Consider the following 18,616-nt stretch of genomic DNA (forward strand, 5'->3'; position numbering starts at 1 on the left):
GTTCTGCTGAACTCGACGCCTGAGGTTTTTGAATGGCTGGACAACCGAACCTACGCCCGGCTGAACGCCGTGAAGCCGCAGAGATCGCCATTCTTGTCGATATCTCTTCGCACGGTTTTGCGTCATGGCTCTGGTACGGGGCCGTTCTTGACGGGCGAACCGAAACGGCCATGGAACGCGGTCGGCAATATATGCGCGCTGACGGGAGCGAAGGCTGGCAGAGCGCGACCATAGCCGAATGGGCCGACTATATTGCTGGGCTTTCCATCGGCTTCACTGTGGACGAAAGTATCAACGATCTGCCCGAAAAACATCCGGTTACGGATCAGCTGATCGCGATGCAGCGCAAGGTCATTGGCAACCGTTTTATAGATAGTGTTGGCGTTTATCGGGAGTTTCGCGGCAAAGGTATTGGCCGTGCACTCGTCGCCAACGAGATCGACCTGGCGTACCGGAACGGTAATCCGGCAATCAGCCTGATAACCGAAAGCCACAACGATGTGGCGCTTTCCCTTTACGGCGCCCATGGTTTCAAGGAAATTGAGCGGCTCGAAGCGATAGAACGCATTGGGCAGGACAAAAGACACGACTGGGTGCTGCTCACCCGAGAAGTGAACTGAGCAAAGGCAGGACAATATGGCCGACATTTACGACGTTATTGTTATCGGCTCGGGCCCGGGTGGTTATGTTACCGCAATCCGCGCTGCGCAGCTTGGCCTGAAGACGGCTATCGTTGAGCGTGAACATCTGGGTGGCATTTGCCTCAACTGGGGCTGTATTCCGACCAAGGCGCTTTTGCGCTCGGCTGAAATCCTGCATTTTGGCGAACACGCCAAGGATTACGGCCTGAAGCTGGAAGGAACGATCACACCTGATGTGACGGCTGTGGTACAGCGGTCGCGCGGTGTGTCCGCACGTCTTAACGGCGGCGTCGGCTTCCTGATGAAGAAGAACAAGATCGACGTGATCTGGGGCGAGGCAAAGCTTGTAAAGGCTGCTTCGGGCAACAATCCGGTTGAGATTTCGGTCGGCAAGTCGTCAAAGCAGCCGATGCAACCGCAGAACCCTGTTCCGAAGGGCGTTCTGGGGGAGGGCACCTACAAGGCGAAGCACGTTATCGTCGCCACTGGCGCACGTCCGCGTTCTTTGCCGGGCATTGAGCCGGATGGCAAGCTGATCTGGACCTATTTCGAAGCAATGGTTCCGCAGGAACTGCCGAAGTCCATGCTGGTTATGGGGTCGGGTGCGATTGGTATCGAGTTTGCCTCTTTCTACAATGACATGGGCGTTGACGTGACGGTCGTGGAATTGATGCCGCAGATCATGCCGGTTGAAGATGCGGAGATTTCCGCACTCGCGCGCAAACAGCTTGAAAAGCGTGGCCTGAAGATCATTACCGATGCCAAGGTTACCAAGGTCGAGAAGGGTGCAAATAATGTGACCGCCCATATCGAGACCAAGGACGGCAAGACGCAGTCGTTGACCGTGGACCGTATGATCTCGGCAGTTGGCGTTCAGGGTAATATCGAAAATCTTGGCCTTGAAGCACTCGGTGTGAAAACAGACCGTGGATGCGTCGTCATTGATGGATATGGCAAGACCAACGTTGCTGGCATCTATGCTATCGGCGACGTTGCCGGTCCGCCAATGCTAGCACACAAGGCCGAGCATGAAGGCGTTATCTGCATCGAGAAGATTGCAGGCCTTCCGAATGTTCATCCGCTCGAAAAGAACATGATTCCAGGCTGCACCTATTGTAATCCGCAGGTCGCTTCCGTTGGTCTGACCGAAGCAAAGGCCAAGGAAAAGGGCTACGATATCCGCGTTGGTCGCTATTCGTTTGCTGCAAATGGCAAGGCGATTGCGCTCGGTGAAGATCAGGGACTGGTTAAGACCATCTTCGACAAGAAGACGGGACAGCTGCTTGGTGCTCATATGGTCGGTGCGGAAGTGACTGAACTTATCCAGGGTTTCGTGATCGCCATGAACCTTGAAACGACTGAGGAAGAGCTGATGCATTCGGTCTTCCCGCACCCGACCCTTTCCGAGATGATGAAGGAAAGCGTTCTGGATGCGTATGGTCGTGTGCTGAACGCATAATACGGAGGGACGCTCATTCCGCTGATCGAGAACGGAGGGCCATGGCGGCGTGCCGCCTGGCCGATCATTAAGTGGTGTACTGTTGGAGGACTGGTGCTGGGCTTTGCAGCCGGCACCTTGAGTGTTCTTGGCGGCAACACCATATCGGTCAACGGAGTGGCCATAACCGGTTGGTATGGTGTCTGGGTGCTCACATTGGCGCTCGGCACTGCAGGCTTGGTATTTGGCCTGATATGGGCATTAGTTTTCCGGGCTCTTGGACTGGCGGCGCGGCGATGAGTAGCAAATCGCTCAAGTTGACAGGGTTGAGGGCAGGGATTAGGACCGAACCGAATTTGGGAGCATTTCAGGTCCATTCATGAAAATGCTTCGGATAGGCAGGAAAAAGCATGGTTACAGTTCTCGATCTGGTGAACCAAGGCAAGCGTGAGCGGCATCCAGAGAAGGCGCATCGTCCGGACAATGTTGTCCTGAAGAAGCCCGATTGGATTCGTGTCAAGGCTCCTGTCTCACGCGGCTACAGCGAAACGCGCGATATCGTTCGCTCAAACAAGCTGGTCACGGTTTGCGAAGAGGCAGGTTGCCCGAACATCGGCGAGTGCTGGGAAAAGAAGCACGCGACCTTCATGATCATGGGCGAGATCTGCACGCGTGCCTGTGCTTTCTGTAACGTCTCGACCGGTATCCCGACTGCGCTCGATCCGAACGAACCCGAGAATGTTGCCAAGGCCGTCAAGCAGATGGGCTTGACGCATGTGGTTATTACATCGGTGGATCGCGACGATCTTGCCGATGGTGGTGCGCAGCATTTTGCTGAGGTCATTCAGGCCATCCGCGAAGCTACTCCTGCTACCACGATTGAAATCCTGACACCGGATTTCCTGCGCAAGGAAGGCGCTCTCGAAGTCGTGGTGAAAGCCCGTCCCGACGTGTTCAACCACAATCTGGAAACTGTGCCGTCGCGTTATCTGAAGGTTCGTCCTGGCGCTCGTTATTTCCATTCGATCCGTCTGCTGCAGCGCGTCAAGGAACTGGACCCAACCATTTTCACCAAGTCCGGTATCATGGTCGGTCTTGGCGAAGAGCGGAACGAAATCCTTCAGTTGATGGACGATCTGCGTTCGGCTGATGTGGATTTTATGACCATCGGCCAATATCTTCAGCCGACCCGCAAGCATCATCCTGTCATTCGCTTCGTGACACCCGACGAATTCAAGTCGTTCGAGACGATTGGTCGGACGAAGGGCTTCCTGCTGGTTGCATCCAGTCCGCTGACGCGTTCATCGCATCACGCTGGCGATGATTTCGCGAAGCTGAGAGCCGCGCGTGAGGCGCAGATCGCTGCACGGGCCTAAGACAGGAAATGCCGCAGTTTACGACCGTCAGGCGGGTACATCACCGGGCAGAGCAAATGTTCGGTCTCGTTGCGGATGTCGAGAAATATCCGCAGTTTCTGCCAATGTGCGAGGCCTTGTCTGTTCGCTCCCGCAAGGAGCGTGACGGAAAGTCTCTTCTCATTGCCGACATGACCGTTGGTTACAAGCTTATCCGTGAGACATTCACCAGTCAGGTGCTGCTGAAGCCCGAGGAAAACGTCATTGATGTAAAATATCTCGACGGGCCGTTTCGCTATCTCGACAACCGCTGGACCTTCAAGCCGGTGGGAGACGGAAGTGAGTGCGATGTCGAATTTTTCATCGATTATGAGTTCAAGAGCCGTACCCTCGGTCTTCTCATGGGAACGATGTTCGATCTCGCTTTCAAAAAATTTTCCGAAGCGTTTGAGAAGCGGGCCGATCAGATATACGGACTAACCTGAGAAAAGCCCTGGTTTTCCGGGGCTCTCATTTTTTCTTTTCACGCACATCTTATCTGAAAACCGTTTCACACTTTTCAGGATGTGCTTTTACTGCGCCGTATAGCCGCCATCGACCAGTATGGATGCTCCCGTGACGAAGGAAGATTCGTCGCTTGCCAGAAAAAGCACGACGCTGGCTACTTCTTCGGCGCGACCGAGACGACCTATAGGATGCAGGGCTACTAGAGCCTGTTTCTTGTCGTCGGGTATATCCTTGAGAAGCGGCGTATCGATATAGCCGGGACAAACCGCATTCACCCGGATGTTTTGCGCACCGTAATCAATGGCAAGTGTCTGCGTCAGAAGTTTTACGCCGCCCTTTGCAGCCGCATAGGCGGTGACGCCTGATTTCCCGACATGACTGTGAATGGAGCCGCAATTCACGATCACTCCGCCGCCCTGTGAGCGCATCTGGTCAATCGCGTATTTATCGCAAAGATAGACACCGGTAAGGTTGATATCGATGGTTTTCTGCCAGGCAGTTTCATCCAGCTCGTCTATCGGGCCATCTGCGGCGATGCCTGCATTGGCGAACATGATGTCGAGGCGACCATAAGTTTCGACGGTTTTTGCAATCAACGCCTGCACGGCTTTCGTATCGGTTACATCGGTTTTGACGAATATTGCCCGTTCGGTGCCGCTTGCAAGCTCGCTGGCCAGTTGCTGGCCATGCTCCGAATAATCCGCGATAACGACATTCGCTCCCTCGCGAACAAAAGCCCGAACAGTCGCTTCACCGATACCGCTCGCCCCACCTGTAACGATTGCCACCTTACCATCGAAACGCATCGCCATGTTCTCCTTGTCTGATCAAAGACAAGGATAGGGCGCGACAGATAAAAGTATATGCTTCAGACTATCGAAGGTTTTCCAGAACGAGGTCCAGTGCGGCGAGAACCGTTGTGTGGCGAATTTCGGCTCTGGTTTTTGGACCGAAATGGTATTCGCGATGAAGGGGCGGGTGGCCTTTTCGCGCCGATGCGATGTGCACGAGACCGACAGGTTTTTCATCGGAACCGCCGCCTGGCCCCGCAACGCCCGTAACCGCCACCGTTACACCGGCGCGGGAGCGAGAAAGTGCCCCTTCAGCCATGGAAAGCGCCACTTCTTTCGAGACAGCGCCAACGCGATTGATCAATTCCATCGGAACACCGATCATTTCGGCTTTCGCTTCGTTGGAATAAGTAACGAAGCCGCGATCCACGACATCGGACGAACCGGCGATGTCGGTCAGAGATCCAGCTATAAGCCCGCCTGTGCAAGACTCGGCCATCGCGATCATTACACTGGCCTTGCGGCAGGCTTCCAGCACGGCAATAGCTTTGTCTTCTGCGATGAGCGCGCTCATTCGGGAACCTCGCCGGGATAGATGACGGTTGCCGTTGCAATGGCAGCGATACCTTCACGGCGTCCGACGAAGCCAAGTTTTTCGTTGGTTGTGGCTTTAATGGAAACGCGATCGGCGGCAATTCCCAGCATGTCGCAAAGAGCTTCCGTCATTGCTGCACGATGTGGGCCGATCTTCGGTGCTTCGCTGATAAAGGTCACGTCGACATTGGCGATACGACCGCCAGCTTCACGCACGATACTGGCAGCATGTTCGATAAAGATGCGGGAAGCAGCGCCTTTCCATTGTGGGTCGGAAGGCGGGAAATGCGTGCCGATATCACCCGCTCCTCGCGTCGCAAGCAGGGCGTCGGTCAGCGCATGAAGTCCAACATCGGCGTCTGAATGGCCATTGAGTTTCGCTTCGTGGGGAATTTTCACACCGCACAGCGTCACATGATCGCCGGGTTCAAAGGAATGGACGTCATAACCATTGCCAGTACGAATGTCGGGAAACGAGACGTGGTCTTGCCGCAGGCGTTTGTCAGCCATTTCGATATCCTTTGCCCAGGTAAGCTTGATATTGTCCGCCGATCCTTCGATGATGCGGACAGCGATACTTTGCCATTCGGCAATGGCAGCATCATCCGTGAAATCAGAGCGACTGATCGCGAAGGCCTTTTCATGTGCATCAAGGATTGGCGTATAGGGAAATGCTTGGGGGGTCTGTGCAGCAAAAAGACCAACGCGAGGCACCGTCGTTTTTACTGTTCCGTCTGTGGCTGACTGTTTGAGAGTGTCCGAAACTGCCAGAGCCGGTAGAACGCCTTCATCAGGCGCGAGATTTTCGACGATACGCTTCAGTAAATCCTGACTGACAAACGGTCTCACACCATCATGGATCATGACATATTGCGGTGCATAATCTCGCAATGCGAGGAGACCAAGGCGCGTTGATTCCTGCCGGGTAGCGCCGCCATTCACGACGAGAATGGTGCCGCAGTTTTCCGGGAGGGCGCGTTCGTAAAGCACATGGTCGTCTGGATGAATGACGACAACGATGCTATCAACCAGCGGGCAGTCGATAAAAGCGCGCAAAGTGCGGGCAAGTACGGCTTCGCCACCGATGCGCCGGTATTGTTTCGGCCCTTCGATGCTCTGCCCGGCTCGCTCTCCGCGGCCAGCTGCCACAATGACTGCTGCTATCTTTGAAATGGTTGTCGCCTCTGCCAAAGGTTGCATCTGTTCAAATTTGCCTTTTCAAGCCGAATAATGCCTTGTGCAGATAAATGCCAGACGGCAATTGATTTATCGTGATTTTGCGCGCGCTTTTCCTTGCGTTGAAAATTGAGACTGATTAATGTATGTGCTAATTGCACTATGCACATCAAATAGGCATTTATTGGTGAGTTTTCTCGAACAACCTTTGACCATTGGCGATGTGGCCCTTGCCAATCGCGTTTTCCTCGCGCCGATGTCTGGCGTTTCGGACCTTCCGTTCCGCAGGCGTGCCGCAGAGGCTGGCGCTGGCATGGTCGTGTCTGAAATGGTCGCCAGCGCCGAACTCTGTAACCGTCACAAGGAAAGCCTTCTGCGTCTTTCGGGTGAAGGGCTTGGAACGCATGTCGTGCAGCTCGCGGGACGAGAAGCACACTGGATGGGCGAGGCGGCCAGGATCGCCGAAGGTGAAGGCGCTGATATCATCGATATCAATATGGGGTGTCCGGCCAAGAAAGTGACGGGCGGTTATTCGGGATCTGCGCTGATGCGCGATCTCGATCACGCAATGACCCTCGTCGAGGCCACGGTTAATGCGGTCCGCGTTCCGGTCACACTCAAGATGCGGCTGGGATGGGACGAGAAAAGCGTCAACGCGCCTGAACTTGCAAGGCGCGCTGAAGGAGCCGGTATTGCCATGGTGACTGTCCATGGGCGCACGCGTTGTCAGTTCTATGAAGGTAAAGCGGACTGGAATGCAATTCACGCCGTCCGGGATGCAGTCGGGATTCCTCTGATTGCCAACGGAGACGTGGCGTGTCGACCTGATGCGGAGGAAATTTTACGCCGTTCCGGAGCGGATGCCGTGATGGTTGGGCGTGCCTCTTATGGACAACCATGGCTGGCCGGTGCAATTGCTGGAAGCGATCTTGCCCCACAGTCACGAAGTGAAATTCTTGATTATATTATAAAGCACTACGAAGATATGCTCGAGCATTATGGAAGTACGACGGGCATCCGTCATTCGCGCAAACATCTCGGCTGGTATCTTGATCGTCATGCTGGCGCTGCATGTACGCCAATCGAGAAAGCAGAAGTCATGACCCTGACTGACCGGAAAGCCGTCATCGATGCCTTGCGTCGTATATTCATGCGCGAAGTTCCTGAAACCGCGCTCAAAGAGGTTGCCTGATGCGCGAGAGAACCGAAACGAACGGTATTCCGTCTGTTGTACTCGATGCGATCAGCCAACCGGTTATTATGGTTAGCGCCGAGAATTATATCGCCTATGCCAATCTGGACGCGGAACAGTTCTTTCGTTCCGGCTCGTCCATTCTGGCGCGCAACCGGCTGGAATCCTTTCTGCCCTTCGGCAGCCCGCTTCTGGCACTCGTCGATCAGGTTCGCACCAGTCAGATGCCGGTGAACGAATATCGCGTCGATGTCTCGTCGCCGCGTCTTGGGGCAGAGCGCATCGTTGATGTTTACGTAGCGCCTGTAGCGGAGCTGCCGGGAGCTGTGGTCATCCTCTTCAAGGAAAAGACGATGGCTGAAAAGATAGACCGCCAGATGACGCATCGAGGTGCTGCGCGGTCCGTGACCGGGCTTGCCTCAATGCTGGCCCATGAAATCAAAAACCCTTTATCCGGTATCCGCGGTGCGGCACAATTGCTGGAGCAGGTTGTCAGCGATGAAGATCGAGCGCTTGCGCGCCTCATTACCGACGAAACGGATCGGATTGTTTCACTGGTTGACCGCATGGAAGTTTTCTCGGACGAGCGCCCCATCGAGCGCTCTGCGGTCAACATTCACGCGGTTCTGGATCATGTGAAGGCGATTGCGAAGAACGGGTTCGCACGGAAGATCCGCTTTGTGGAAGATTATGATCCTTCTCTCCCGCCGGTTTTCGCCAATCGTGACCAGCTCGTGCAGATCTTTCTCAATCTCCTGAAGAATGCCTCGGAAGCCATAGGCGATCGTGAGGGCGGCGAGATTGTCCTGTCCACGGCTTATCGTCCAGGCATTCGTCTACAGGTGCCGGGCGCACGGGACAGGGTGGCGCTGCCTCTCGAATTCTGTGTGCATGATAATGGTCCAGGTGTGCCGCAGGATATGCTGCCGCATTTGTTCGATCCGTTCGTGACCACGAAGACCAATGGCTCGGGGCTGGGATTGGCACTCGTTGCGAAGATCATTGGCGATCATGGTGGCATTATCGAATGTGACAGCCATCCTTCGCGAACGACTTTCCGCGTTCTGATGCCCGCATGGAAAAATACTGAACTGGCAGCTGGAAATACTGGAGATAACGCATGATCGCAGGACGTCCGACGGGAACCATATTGGTGGCGGATGACGATGCAGCCATTCGGACCGTGCTGAACCAGGCATTGTCGCGAGCAGGCTACGATGTGCGCGTAACTTCCAATGCTGCCTCGCTCTGGCGATGGGTGGCTGCAGGTGATGGTGATCTGGTCATTACAGACGTCAATATGCCGGACGAGAATGCCTTTGATCTTCTGCCGCGCATCAAGAAGATGCGTCCCGACCTGCCGGTTCTGGTGATGAGCGCGCAGAACACATTCATGACGGCAATTAGGGCATCCGAGGCGGGAGCCTACGAATATCTGCCGAAGCCATTCGATTTGACGGAACTCATTAATATCGTCGGTCGTGCGCTGTCTGAACCAAAACACAAGCCCATTGCCGCTCTATCGGATGAGCAAGCAGATAACATGCCGCTGGTGGGCCGTTCGCCTGCGATGCAGGAAATATACCGGGTGCTGGCGCGCATGATGCAGACGGACTTGACCGTGATGGTTACGGGTGAATCCGGTACGGGCAAGGAACTGGTTGCGAGCGCCCTGCACGAATATGGACGCCGTCGAAAAGGACCGTTTGTTGCGATCAATATGGCGGCAATCCCACGCGACCTGATTGAGTCTGAGTTGTTCGGGCACGAGAAGGGCGCTTTTACCGGCGCACAAAACCGCTCGAGCGGTCGCTTCGAGCAGGCGAATGGTGGAACACTGTTTCTCGACGAAATCGGTGATATGCCGATGGAAGCACAAACCCGACTTTTGCGTGTGCTGCAACAGGGCGAATATATGACAGTCGGCGGACGCACGCCGATCAAGACCGATGTGCGCATCGTTGCAGCAACCAACAAGGATTTGCGGCAGTTGATTGCACAAGGACTTTTCCGCGAAGACCTTTATTATCGGCTGAATGTCGTGCCTCTGCGCTTGCCGCCGCTTCGCGAGCGCAGCGAGGATGTGGCGGATCTCGTGCGCCATTTTTTCAAGCGGGCTGCCGAAGAAGGTCTGCCCGAAAAACGTATCAGCACTGCTGGCCTGGAAATGATGCGCCGGTACCCATGGCCTGGAAATGTGCGTGAGCTGGAAAATCTCGTGCGAAGACTGGCGGCGCTTTATCCGCAAGAGGAAATATCGCCGGAGATCATCGAAACCGAATTGAAGTCTGAGTTGGCCAAGCCGGATATCGTTCCCGCCGGTGGTGGCGATATGGAGAACATTTCCATATCGCAGGCTGTCGAGCAGAATATGCAGCGTTACTTCGCGTCATTCGGTGCCGACCTGCCGCCTCCAGGTCTCTATCATCGGGTTCTGGCGGAACTGGAATATCCCTTGATCCTTGCCTGTCTTACGGCAACACGTGGAAATCAAATCAAGGCGGCAGATCTTCTGGGATTAAATCGGAACACGCTGCGCAAGAAAATTCGTGAGCTAGGGGTCAATATATATCGCGGCAACAAGGGAAACTAAGCGGTAGTTGGGCGCTAATAACGCATTAACTACATTATTTAATAGGCGATTAAGTCTGCTCGACTACTGTTAGTTGCATGAGAGATCAGCAATCCACGCGAAGCAAGAAAACCCGGCGCATTCTCGAACCGGCTGTAAGGAGCGGCATTCTTGCTGCGCCTTTGATATTGATGCTAGCGATCGTCGTCATCTTGTCTGGAGCAGAGCCTAAACTCTCTGCGATGATAGATCAAACCTTCACCGGTTCGATAAGCCCCATCATAAAGTAATGCTCATTAGCCTTGAAGAAGACGCCTGAAGTCCTACTCTTTTAGGATAGCTAAAGGAGATAACCATGCGTCTTGCTGTTACGACTTTGTTTCTCGGTCTGTCTGTTGCTGCGGCCTATGCCGCTCCGCCACCGGAAGGCACCAAACTTTCGGAAATAATCGCGAAAATCGAACAGAATGCGGATACTGCTTTCATTGATGAAGTCGACTGGAATGATCGTGGTTATTACGAGATCGAATATGTCACCAAGGCTGGCGCCAAGGTGGAGGTGAAGGTCGATCCAAAAACCGGAGAAAATGTTCGCTAGTCTCTGACACTTGTGCGAGCGATTATGTTGGAGCGGGTAGCGGGAATCGAACCCGCGCGTTCAGCTTGGGAAGCTGACAGGCTACCATTACATCATACCCGCAAACTGTAATGTATTTCAGTCGATTAGCGACAAATTCGACGAGGCCGCTTTAGAAAGTTTTACAGTTGGTTTTGCCAAACTATGTTCTCTTTCTGGTCTCGTCAAACTGTTTTGTCGACAGGTCGGCCTTGTCACTACATGCGGTCTCATGACCTCACGAAACACTACAGTACCGTGACAAATTTTTCATGAACCATTCCATTGATATCCAAGATTGAGAGGCCATCTGCAGGTAACGCTCCCAACCATGCAGCCAGATTTGCAGGCTGTTGCAGATGACAGGAAGTCCATGGGTAAGACCACAAAGCGCCGAGCACTACTTATCGTAAACCCACATGCCCGAAATGGCAGGGGATACGGCGCGGATATTCGTGCAGCATTGGAACGCGGTGGCCTCCAGCTCATAGAACGAAATCCGCAGGACGATGAAACAATTTCAGATGTGATCCTTCGTGAAAGAGATTGCGATCTGGTTATTGTCGGTGGTGGCGATGGTTCGCTGAACGCTGCGGCCAAAGGATTGATGGAAACCGGATTGCCGCTTGCAATCCTTCCGCTGGGAACCGCAAACGATTTTGCCCGAACCATTGGCATTCCTGCCGATCCAGTTGAGGCAGCGCGTCGCCTTGTATCCTACGAGGTGCAGCCCATCGATCTGGGTGAGGTGAACGGTCACCTTTATTTCAATGTCGCAAGTATCGGTTTCAGTGCTGAATTGGCGCAGCAACTGAGTTCCGCGGCGAAGAAGAAATGGGGGAAGCTCGGTTATGCGATTGTCGCAGCGCGCATCCTCATGCGCTCCGAGCTTTTCACAGTCTATCTGGAACATGACGGCATGACAGAGAAAATCCGTACGTTGCAAGTCTCTGTCGGGAATGGAAAATTCTACGGCGGCGGTATGGCTGTCGAAAAGGATGCGACAGTGGATGACGGTAAGCTGGATTTCTATAGTCTGGAAGTCGATCACTGGTGGAAGCTTTTGCGCCTGCTTCCAAGCTTGCGTCGCGGTACCCATTCCAAATGGGATGATGTACGGGCTTTCCCGACGACCGAAGTTATTGTGCGCACCAAGAAGCCGCGTGCCGTAAACACAGATGGTGAACTGTCAACCTGGACACCTGCCCATTTTCGTCTGCTGCGCAAAGCAATCAATGTTTACATGCCAGATTCAAAATTGAGGCGGTGATGTTGATCACGCAAAAAAAGACCCGCCTTGTTGGAGCGGGCCTAATCCATGACGTTAGGTGACTGGCTCGGAGGTCATAAGAGCCGTATGAATAACGATTGAAGGGTCTGAACGTTCCACATTTAAAAGAAAAAATACCAGATAAGCAGCACGACAACGAGTGGAACCCCCATCAGCCAAAGGATCATTGCTCTCAACATTTTTGTTCTCCTTCCTGTTGAAAATTCAACGTTTCGAATGAGCGATTGTTCCACAAGTCAGGACATTCATGGCGCGTCCGCGTTGAGCCCGTGCCGTTCAATGCGACTCAAAATACGCGGAATTTCAAAAGCTTTAATGATCCGTCAATGAATCGGTGACATCACTAAATTCTAAAAGGCGTGACCAGCGTTTCCGGTTGCGTTGTTGAGTAACGGGCGTGTGGCGTATGGATTCGAAACGAGGGCTGAAACATTCGGTCAACGGCAAGGCAGTGAAGCTGCGCGATAAGCGCGGTTCTGTCGTTCTGTTGTCGTTTATGGCCATTGCTGTTGCCTTGGCGGGTTGTGCATCGGCACCGCAGCCGAAATCGAAGACAAAGCGCTCGAAGGAATATTTCGCCGAATCCAAATATGGCGTGAAAGCCAGCCCACGCGTAGCCTTTTCGAAAGGAAAGCCTCTACCACGTGGTGGCGGGCGCGATCAGACCGGTCAGCCATACAAAGTTAAGGGGCGCTGGTATTATCCCAAAGAAGACAAGAAATACGTCAAGGTCGGCCATGCCTCCTGGTATGGCGAAGCTTTCCATGGTCGTCTGACTGCCAATGGTGAAGTCTATGACATGACGCATCTGACCGCAGCGCATCCAACGATGCCGTTGCCGAGCTATGCCCGCGTGACCAATCTTGCCAATGGCAGTTCGGTGATCGTGCGTGTGAACGACCGTGGTCCATACGAATATGATCGCGTGATCGATCTTTCCCAGAAAGCTGCCGAAATGCTTGATTATCAGCATCACGGTACAGCGAATGTGAAGGTCGAATATGTCGGAAGAGCTCCGTTGAACGGCAATGATGATGCATTTCTGATGGCGTCGTACCGTCCGGCAGGTGGCGATGCGATCGGCCAGCCCGCAACTGGCGTCATGATGGCAATGAACGGGCCGACGCCGACCTCACCGAAGTCACGCGTTCCGATGCCTGTAATGGACGCGGTTCCGGTGTCCACGCCTATACCTGAAAACTCACCGTTTGCAGTCGATCCTGCTTATAGCGATCCGTCGGGTGGAGCAGCTCCAATGTTACCGGCAAATGTACCGGTACCGTCGCAGCGCCCCGGCTCAAGCTTCGGAGTGGCTAATGCTGCCGGTGTCAGCGGTCTCGCGGGCTATGCGTCTGACCGGCTTGCAGCAACGGCCTATGCCAAAGAGCGCGCCTATGGCAGCATCCTGACCAAGGATGCGATCTCAAGCGCCTGGAAGCGTCGTGAAGCCGAGGAACACGGCGAATATGTTGAGATTGGCACATTCAAGACGCTTGAAGAGGCCAAGCAGGTTCAGGCTTCATTGCCAGGCTCAATCAGATTTACGCTCACGAAGATTCCGACCGAAATCAGTGAGTTGTACGAGTTGACAGCCGTGGCCGAGAAGGGTGGAAATGATGCTCTGCTGCGTGCTGCCTGGAAGGCAGGCGCAGAAAATGCGTTTGTGGTGCGTCTCGATTGATCGCTCACGATACGGTGATAAACACTGGCATATTGATTTTGGTCGGATTCGTTGCGTAAGCTCTATCACATTGCTCACGTAACGGGATTTGCATGGGGCTGATTTCAAAAACACTGGTGTTTGCTCGTGCCGTCACTGTCGGCGTTTCGCTGGCTGTTGCCATGCCGGTTACTAGCTTGGCGGCACCTGTCGAAACTGCATTCGTTACAAAAGCTCCGCAGGTCTTGCTCGTCGATGACCGGAGCGGAACTGTGCTTCTTTCCAAGAATGCCAATGTTCCGATTCCTCCTGCGTCTCTTGCCAAGCTGATGACTGCGGAAGTGGTATTTGAAGCGCTCGAACAGGGTGCCACGACACTCGGTACACCATACACAGTCAGCGAAAATGCATGGAGAACCGGAGGTGCACCCTCGGGGACGTCAACGATGTTCGCGCGTATCAAGTCGACGCCGACCGTCGCTGATCTTTTGCAAGGAATGATTGTTCAGTCAGCGAATGACGGAGCTATCGTACTGGCAGAAGGACTGGCAGGCAGCGAGCAGGCTTTCGCAGACCGTATGAATGACCGTGCGAAGGAGCTAGGCTTGACCGGCTCCAAATTCGTAAACTCGACAGGTTTGCCTGCTGAAGGGCAGGTTGTCTCGCTGCAGGATTTGGTCAGATTGGCGCGACATATCCGAACCGCCCATCCTGAATACTATAAGTACTATGCTCAACCGGCCTTCACCTGGAACAACATCATGCAGCGCAACCGCAATCCGTTGTTACGGCTTGATGTCGGGGCTGACGGCATGGGAACAGGCTTTACGGAAGCGTCGGGCTTTGCGCTGGTCGGGTCGGCGGAACAGAACGGTCGCAGGCTTTATCTGGCGATGAGCGGCCTTGCCAGCATCAAGGAGCGTGAAGAAGAAGCAAAGCGTCTCCTGCAATGGGGGATGACGGCATTTGATGATGTGCAGCTTTATCCGGCGGACGAAATCGTGGGTGAGGCGCAAGTTTTCGGTGGTGCGCTCACGCACGTGCCGTTGAAGGTCAAGGATCGCGTCGAGCTGTTGCTGCCCAAGGACGGTCGCGACAAGCTGAAAGCGCGTATTGTCTATAAGGGTCCACTCGATGCACCTGTTGCCGACAACCAGCAGGTCGGCGTTCTTCGGCTGGAGCTTAATGGTAGTATTCTTCGCGATGTTCCTGTTTTTACAGCGCAATCTGTAGAAGAGGGGAGCCTTTCGAAGCGCGCATTGGGTGCGGCAATGGAGCTTTCCACTGGCTGGCTGCGGAAATATCTTTAACCTGTGCTACGCGTATTCCAGGCTCGACCTGATAGCCAAAGGCCGATAATAACTTTCATAGAAGTCCATTCGGACATCGATTCAAACATTTGGAAGTTGGTTTGTCGGGATTGTTCATCACATTCGAAGGCGGCGAAGGAGCGGGCAAATCAACGCAAATTGCGTTGCTGGCCAAGCATTTGCGGGCAAACGGCTTCGATCCGGTCACCACGCGAGAACCGGGTGGTTCTCCTGGTGCGGAAGCAATTCGCCATGTCATATTGAGCGGCAATGCGGAGAACTACGGCGCAGCGATGGAGGCGCTTCTGTTCGCGGCGGCAAGAGCAGACCATGTGGACCAGCTTATCCGCCCGGCACTGAATGAGGGGCGGGTGGTCCTCTGTGACCGTTTCATCGACTCAAGTCGTGCGTATCAAGGTGTTACCGGCAATCTCGACAGAACCTATATGGCGGCGGTGGAGCGCATTGCGATCGATGGCGCCATGCCTGACATGACGATCATCCTCGATATTCCCGCAGAGAAGGGTTTGTCTCGTGCTGGAAAACGGCGCGGTAGCGAGACGGCGGACCGGTTCGAGAAGGAAGATATTGCGGTGCACGAGGCACGACGGCAAGCCTTTCTCGCAATCGCCGAGGCGGAACCTGAACGCTGCAAGGTGATCGATGCTGATCGCCTGCAAGACCAGATTGCAAGTGATGTCGCAAAAGAGGTTGATAGTGCTTTGAAGGAAAGGGGGTTGTTGTGATTGAGGAACTCGACGTCCCTAAAGCGCACGATTCCATTGAGGGTGTACCAGAGCCTTCTGCGAGTGATTATGTTGCCGGGCACCGGGAGATTAGTGACTTTTTGGCGCAAGCCTATCGCGAGGGGCGTATGCATCATGCGCTGCTCTTTGAAGGTGCGCAGGGGATCGGCAAGGCAACGCTCGCTTTTCACCTGGCAGGGCATATGCTGGCGCATGGCGACAATAGCGAGGCGCCGGAGCATATTGCTGTTCCGGATTTTGCAAGACCGCTCTGGCGACAGATTGCAGGCGGGATGCATCCCGCTGTCCTGCATATTAATCGCCCATTCGATCAGAAGACCGGGAAATTCAAAACGGGTATTCCTGTGGAGGAAATCCGCCGGGTTACACATTTTCTGACCAGAACGGCATCAGACCACGCTTGGCGCATCGTTATTGTCGACCCTGCCGATGATATGAACCGCAATGCCGCCAATGCACTCCTGAAAACCCTGGAAGAGCCTCCTGCACGGGCGCTCTTTATCCTGATTTCCCATTCGGCGGGACGCTTGCTCCCGACAATCCGGTCGCGTTGCCAGAGCATCGGCTTCAAGCCACTCGACGATGCTGGGTTGACGGATGCCTTGACACATGTCGGTCCCGGTGTCGGAATGCAGGCTGATGCTGTTACGCAAACACTGCTCCAGCGATCGGAAGGCAGTGTGCGTAAGGCACTTCTGCTGGTAGCGAATGGCGGTATCGAAATCTCCGACACTGTCGATTCCCTTCTCGAAGGACAAAATTTCGATTTGCCGAAAGCGCAGGCGCTCGGCGGCATATTGAATGGTCGTGAGTCGGAGGTTCAATATGAGCTGTTCCGTGATCATCTGCTTGGGCAGGTTGCAATCGAAGCTCGTCGTCGTGCGGAGGCAGGGCAACTGCGTGATGCAGATCGCTGGTCGCGTTTCTGGAGTGATCTCGTACGCGAGACCGTGGATGCTGAAACCTACAATCTCGACCGCCGGCAAGCTGTGGTAATCCTTTTGGAAAAAACGCATCGCGCTTTTCGTTCCGGTCAGCCTCCGCTTGCGTGACATGGCCGCTGACATGCGTTATGTCACCGCTGATAATTTTCTCCTCGTGTGTCTGCTAATCATTCAGGCGCGCTTTCAAACTTCGAAAGACCGGGTCCATAATGAGCCGCGAAAAATATTACATCACCACCGCGATTGCTTATCCGAACGGAAAGCCGCACATCGGCCACGCGTATGAGTTGATCGCGACCGATGCAATGGCGCGTTTTCAGCGCCTGAATGGCAAGGATGTTTTCTTTCTGACCGGTACGGACGAACACGGCATCAAGATGTTGCAGAGCGCGCGCAAGGAAGGCATTACGCCGCGCGAGCTCGCAGATCGCAATACGGCTGCGTTCCGCCAGATGGCGGATGTGCTGAACAGCTCGAATGACGACTATATTCGCACCTCGGAAGAGCGCCATTACAAGGCGAGTCAGGCTATCTGGAAAGCGATGGTTGACAATGGCGATATCTACAAGGGTGGATATGCCGGCTGGTATTCCGTGCGTGACGAAGCCTATTACGGCGAAGAGGAAACGGAAGTCCGCGAGGATGGTGTGCGCTACGGTCCGCAAGGGACTCCTGTCGAATGGGTTGAGGAAGAAAGCTATTTCTTCCGTCTCTCAGCCTATCAGGACAAATTGCTCGATCTTTACGAGAAGAATCCGGGCTTCATCATGCCTGCGGAACGTCGCAACGAGATCGTGAGCTTCGTAAAGTCGGGTCTGAAGGACCTGTCGATTTCGCGTACGACATTCGACTGGGGCATTCCGGTGCCGGGTGACGAGAAACACGTCATGTATGTCTGGGTCGACGCCCTGACCAATTACATTACTGCTCTTGGCTATCCTGATACTTCGGATGAAAAGTGGGGTTATTGGCCTGCCGATGCGCATATCATCGGCAAGGATATCTCGCGCTTTCACGCTGTCTATTGGCCTGCATTCCTGATGTCTGCTGGTATTCCGCTGCCGAAGCGGGTTTTCGCACATGGCTTCCTGTTCAACCGCGGCGAGAAAATGTCGAAGTCCCTTGGCAATGTGATCGATCCCTTCGGTCTCGTTGAACGTTATGGGCTCGATCAGCTGCGCTATTTCCTGATGCGTGAAGTACCATTCGGTCAGGACGGCAGCTACAGTCATGACGCCATCGTCAACCGCACCAATGCCGATCTGGCCAATGATCTCGGTAATCTGGCGCAGCGTTCGCTGTCGATGATCGCCAAGAATTGCGAAGGTAAGGTTCCGGTTCCGGGTGAATTCTCCGACGCGGATAAAGCCATTCTCGATCAGGCCGATGCGGCGCTGGAAACGGCGCGTAAAGCTATGGACGACCAAGCGCTGCATCTGGCGCTCGGCGCGATCTTCGCCGTCGTTGCGGAAGCCAATCGTTACTTCGCAGGGCAGGAGCCTTGGGCTCTGCGCAAGACCGATCCTGCACGCATGGGCACTGTCCTTTATGTAACAGCTGAAGTCATTCGCCGTGTCGGCATTATGGTGCAGCCGTTCATTCCGCAGTCGGCAGAAAAGCTTCTCGACATACTGGCAATTCCTGCCGACAAGCGTCAGTTCTCTGACGTTACGGCAAGCCAGCTTGTCGGGGGGGCCGATCTGCCAGCCCCGCAGCCGGTATTTCCGCGCTATGTGGAAACAGAAGAACAGAACTGAGTTCG

General features: G+C 54.3%; 18 protein-coding genes and 1 tRNA gene. 15 read left to right on the forward strand and 4 right to left on the reverse strand.

Annotated elements, in window-relative coordinates; translation table 11 throughout:
- Positions 1–32 precede the first annotated feature (32 nt).
- The 5 genes from FG152_RS21210 to FG152_RS21230 all read left to right on the forward strand — a co-directional run bounded on the left by FG152_RS21210 (position 33) and on the right by FG152_RS21230 (position 3,919).
- Positions 33–620, forward strand: a complete 588-nt coding sequence (locus tag FG152_RS21210; protein WP_498988208.1) for a GNAT family N-acetyltransferase — start codon at positions 33–35, stop codon at positions 618–620.
- Positions 621–636: 16 nt separating this feature from the next.
- On the forward strand, positions 637–2,100 hold the full coding sequence (lpdA, locus tag FG152_RS21215) for a dihydrolipoyl dehydrogenase (protein ID WP_036586703.1): 1,464 nt from the start codon (positions 637–639) through the stop codon (positions 2,098–2,100).
- A 93-nt stretch (positions 2,101–2,193) separates the two neighbouring features.
- Positions 2,194–2,379 (forward strand): hypothetical protein, encoded by a 186-nt coding sequence (locus tag FG152_RS21220; RefSeq protein ID WP_036578910.1) that lies wholly within the window; start codon positions 2,194–2,196, stop codon positions 2,377–2,379.
- Positions 2,380–2,489: 110 nt separating this feature from the next.
- The gene (gene lipA / locus FG152_RS21225; protein WP_010660012.1) at positions 2,490–3,455 is read left to right on the forward strand and encodes a lipoyl synthase; all 966 of its coding nucleotides are present in this window, start codon (positions 2,490–2,492) and stop codon (positions 3,453–3,455) included.
- An 8-nt stretch (positions 3,456–3,463) separates the two neighbouring features.
- Positions 3,464–3,919 carry a type II toxin-antitoxin system RatA family toxin gene (locus FG152_RS21230; protein WP_029924707.1) on the forward strand — a complete coding sequence of 152 codons (456 nt, stop codon included), beginning with the start codon at positions 3,464–3,466 and terminating at the stop codon, positions 3,917–3,919.
- A gap of 87 nt (positions 3,920–4,006) precedes the next feature.
- Here FG152_RS21230 and FG152_RS21235 read toward each other — a convergent pair whose 3' ends face one another.
- The 3 genes from FG152_RS21235 to FG152_RS21245 form a co-directional block, all read right to left on the reverse strand.
- Positions 4,007–4,747: an SDR family NAD(P)-dependent oxidoreductase gene (locus FG152_RS21235; RefSeq protein ID WP_029924709.1), complete on the reverse strand. Its 741-nt coding sequence runs from the start codon at positions 4,745–4,747 to the stop codon at positions 4,007–4,009.
- A gap of 67 nt (positions 4,748–4,814) precedes the next feature.
- Positions 4,815–5,306 (reverse strand): CinA family protein, encoded by a 492-nt coding sequence (locus tag FG152_RS21240; RefSeq protein WP_498988212.1) that lies wholly within the window; start codon positions 5,304–5,306, stop codon positions 4,815–4,817.
- Positions 5,303–6,526 (reverse strand): bifunctional 2-C-methyl-D-erythritol 4-phosphate cytidylyltransferase/2-C-methyl-D-erythritol 2,4-cyclodiphosphate synthase, encoded by a 1,224-nt coding sequence (locus FG152_RS21245; protein WP_498988215.1) that lies wholly within the window; start codon positions 6,524–6,526, stop codon positions 5,303–5,305. Before FG152_RS21245 ends, FG152_RS21240 begins: the two co-directional genes overlap by 4 nt.
- A gap of 163 nt (positions 6,527–6,689) precedes the next feature.
- Here FG152_RS21245 and dusB point away from each other — a divergent pair, with 163 nt between their 5' ends.
- From dusB to FG152_RS21265, 4 genes are all read left to right on the forward strand, one after another.
- Positions 6,690–7,694, forward strand: a complete 1,005-nt coding sequence (dusB, locus tag FG152_RS21250) for a tRNA dihydrouridine synthase DusB (protein WP_029924716.1) — start codon at positions 6,690–6,692, stop codon at positions 7,692–7,694.
- Positions 7,694–8,818, forward strand: a complete 1,125-nt coding sequence (locus FG152_RS21255; RefSeq protein WP_010660018.1) for a two-component system sensor histidine kinase NtrB — start codon at positions 7,694–7,696, stop codon at positions 8,816–8,818. The genes dusB and FG152_RS21255 overlap by 1 nt, the downstream gene beginning before the upstream one ends.
- Positions 8,815–10,287 (forward strand): nitrogen regulation protein NR(I), encoded by a 1,473-nt coding sequence (ntrC, locus tag FG152_RS21260; protein WP_029924717.1) that lies wholly within the window; start codon positions 8,815–8,817, stop codon positions 10,285–10,287. Before FG152_RS21255 ends, ntrC begins: the two co-directional genes overlap by 4 nt.
- 334 nt (positions 10,288–10,621) lie before the next feature.
- The gene (locus tag FG152_RS21265; protein WP_029924719.1) at positions 10,622–10,864 is read left to right on the forward strand and encodes a PepSY domain-containing protein; all 243 of its coding nucleotides are present in this window, start codon (positions 10,622–10,624) and stop codon (positions 10,862–10,864) included.
- Between the two features lie 28 nt (positions 10,865–10,892).
- Here FG152_RS21265 and FG152_RS21270 read toward each other — a convergent pair.
- A tRNA-Gly gene (locus FG152_RS21270) sits at positions 10,893–10,966 on the reverse strand.
- Between the two features lie 289 nt (positions 10,967–11,255).
- Here FG152_RS21270 and FG152_RS21275 point away from each other — a divergent pair.
- The 6 genes from FG152_RS21275 (at position 11,256) to metG (ending at position 18,611) form a co-directional block, all read left to right on the forward strand.
- Positions 11,256–12,152: a lipid kinase gene (locus tag FG152_RS21275; protein ID WP_498988221.1), complete on the forward strand. Its 897-nt coding sequence runs from the start codon at positions 11,256–11,258 to the stop codon at positions 12,150–12,152.
- A 427-nt stretch (positions 12,153–12,579) separates the two neighbouring features.
- Positions 12,580–13,854: a septal ring lytic transglycosylase RlpA family protein gene (locus tag FG152_RS21280; protein WP_029924724.1), complete on the forward strand. Its 1,275-nt coding sequence runs from the start codon at positions 12,580–12,582 to the stop codon at positions 13,852–13,854.
- A gap of 92 nt (positions 13,855–13,946) precedes the next feature.
- Complete coding sequence (locus tag FG152_RS21285; RefSeq protein WP_029924726.1) at positions 13,947–15,143, forward strand: D-alanyl-D-alanine carboxypeptidase family protein; 1,197 nt, start codon at positions 13,947–13,949, stop codon at positions 15,141–15,143.
- Between the two features lie 101 nt (positions 15,144–15,244).
- Complete coding sequence (gene tmk, locus FG152_RS21290; protein WP_029924729.1) at positions 15,245–15,889, forward strand: dTMP kinase; 645 nt, start codon at positions 15,245–15,247, stop codon at positions 15,887–15,889.
- A complete protein-coding gene (locus FG152_RS21295; RefSeq protein ID WP_029924731.1) occupies positions 15,886–16,962 on the forward strand; it encodes a DNA polymerase III subunit delta' in 1,077 nt (358 codons plus the stop codon). The genes tmk and FG152_RS21295 overlap by 4 nt, the downstream gene beginning before the upstream one ends.
- A gap of 101 nt (positions 16,963–17,063) precedes the next feature.
- Positions 17,064–18,611, forward strand: coding sequence for a methionine--tRNA ligase (metG, locus tag FG152_RS21300; RefSeq protein ID WP_010660026.1), 1,548 nt, complete (start codon positions 17,064–17,066; stop codon positions 18,609–18,611).
- The last annotated feature ends 5 nt before the right edge of the window (positions 18,612–18,616 follow it).

Origin of the sequence: Ochrobactrum sp. XJ1 (assembly GCF_024701725.1) — a bacterium.
GTDB classification, from domain to species: Bacteria; Pseudomonadota; Alphaproteobacteria; order Rhizobiales; family Rhizobiaceae; genus Brucella; species Brucella anthropi.

Coding starts and splice junctions, on each gene's coding strand:
- FG152_RS21240 (WP_498988212.1), bottom strand. CDS start 5,306: ATGAGCGCGCTCATCGCAGAAGACAAAGCTATTGCCGTGCTGGAAGCC.
- FG152_RS21230 (WP_029924707.1), top strand. CDS start 3,464: ATGCCGCAGTTTACGACCGTCAGGCGGGTACATCACCGGGCAGAGCAA.
- ntrC (WP_029924717.1), top strand. CDS start 8,815: ATGATCGCAGGACGTCCGACGGGAACCATATTGGTGGCGGATGACGAT.
- FG152_RS21280 (WP_029924724.1), top strand. CDS start 12,580: ATGGATTCGAAACGAGGGCTGAAACATTCGGTCAACGGCAAGGCAGTG.
- FG152_RS21285 (WP_029924726.1), top strand. CDS start 13,947: ATGGGGCTGATTTCAAAAACACTGGTGTTTGCTCGTGCCGTCACTGTC.
- lpdA (WP_036586703.1), top strand. CDS start 637: ATGGCCGACATTTACGACGTTATTGTTATCGGCTCGGGCCCGGGTGGT.
- FG152_RS21235 (WP_029924709.1), bottom strand. CDS start 4,747: ATGCGTTTCGATGGTAAGGTGGCAATCGTTACAGGTGGGGCGAGCGGT.
- lipA (WP_010660012.1), top strand. CDS start 2,490: ATGGTTACAGTTCTCGATCTGGTGAACCAAGGCAAGCGTGAGCGGCAT.
- metG (WP_010660026.1), top strand. CDS start 17,064: ATGAGCCGCGAAAAATATTACATCACCACCGCGATTGCTTATCCGAAC.
- FG152_RS21265 (WP_029924719.1), top strand. CDS start 10,622: ATGCGTCTTGCTGTTACGACTTTGTTTCTCGGTCTGTCTGTTGCTGCG.
- FG152_RS21275 (WP_498988221.1), top strand. CDS start 11,256: ATGGGTAAGACCACAAAGCGCCGAGCACTACTTATCGTAAACCCACAT.
- FG152_RS21210 (WP_498988208.1), top strand. CDS start 33: ATGGCTGGACAACCGAACCTACGCCCGGCTGAACGCCGTGAAGCCGCA.
- FG152_RS21255 (WP_010660018.1), top strand. CDS start 7,694: ATGCGCGAGAGAACCGAAACGAACGGTATTCCGTCTGTTGTACTCGAT.
- FG152_RS21245 (WP_498988215.1), bottom strand. CDS start 6,526: ATGCAACCTTTGGCAGAGGCGACAACCATTTCAAAGATAGCAGCAGTC.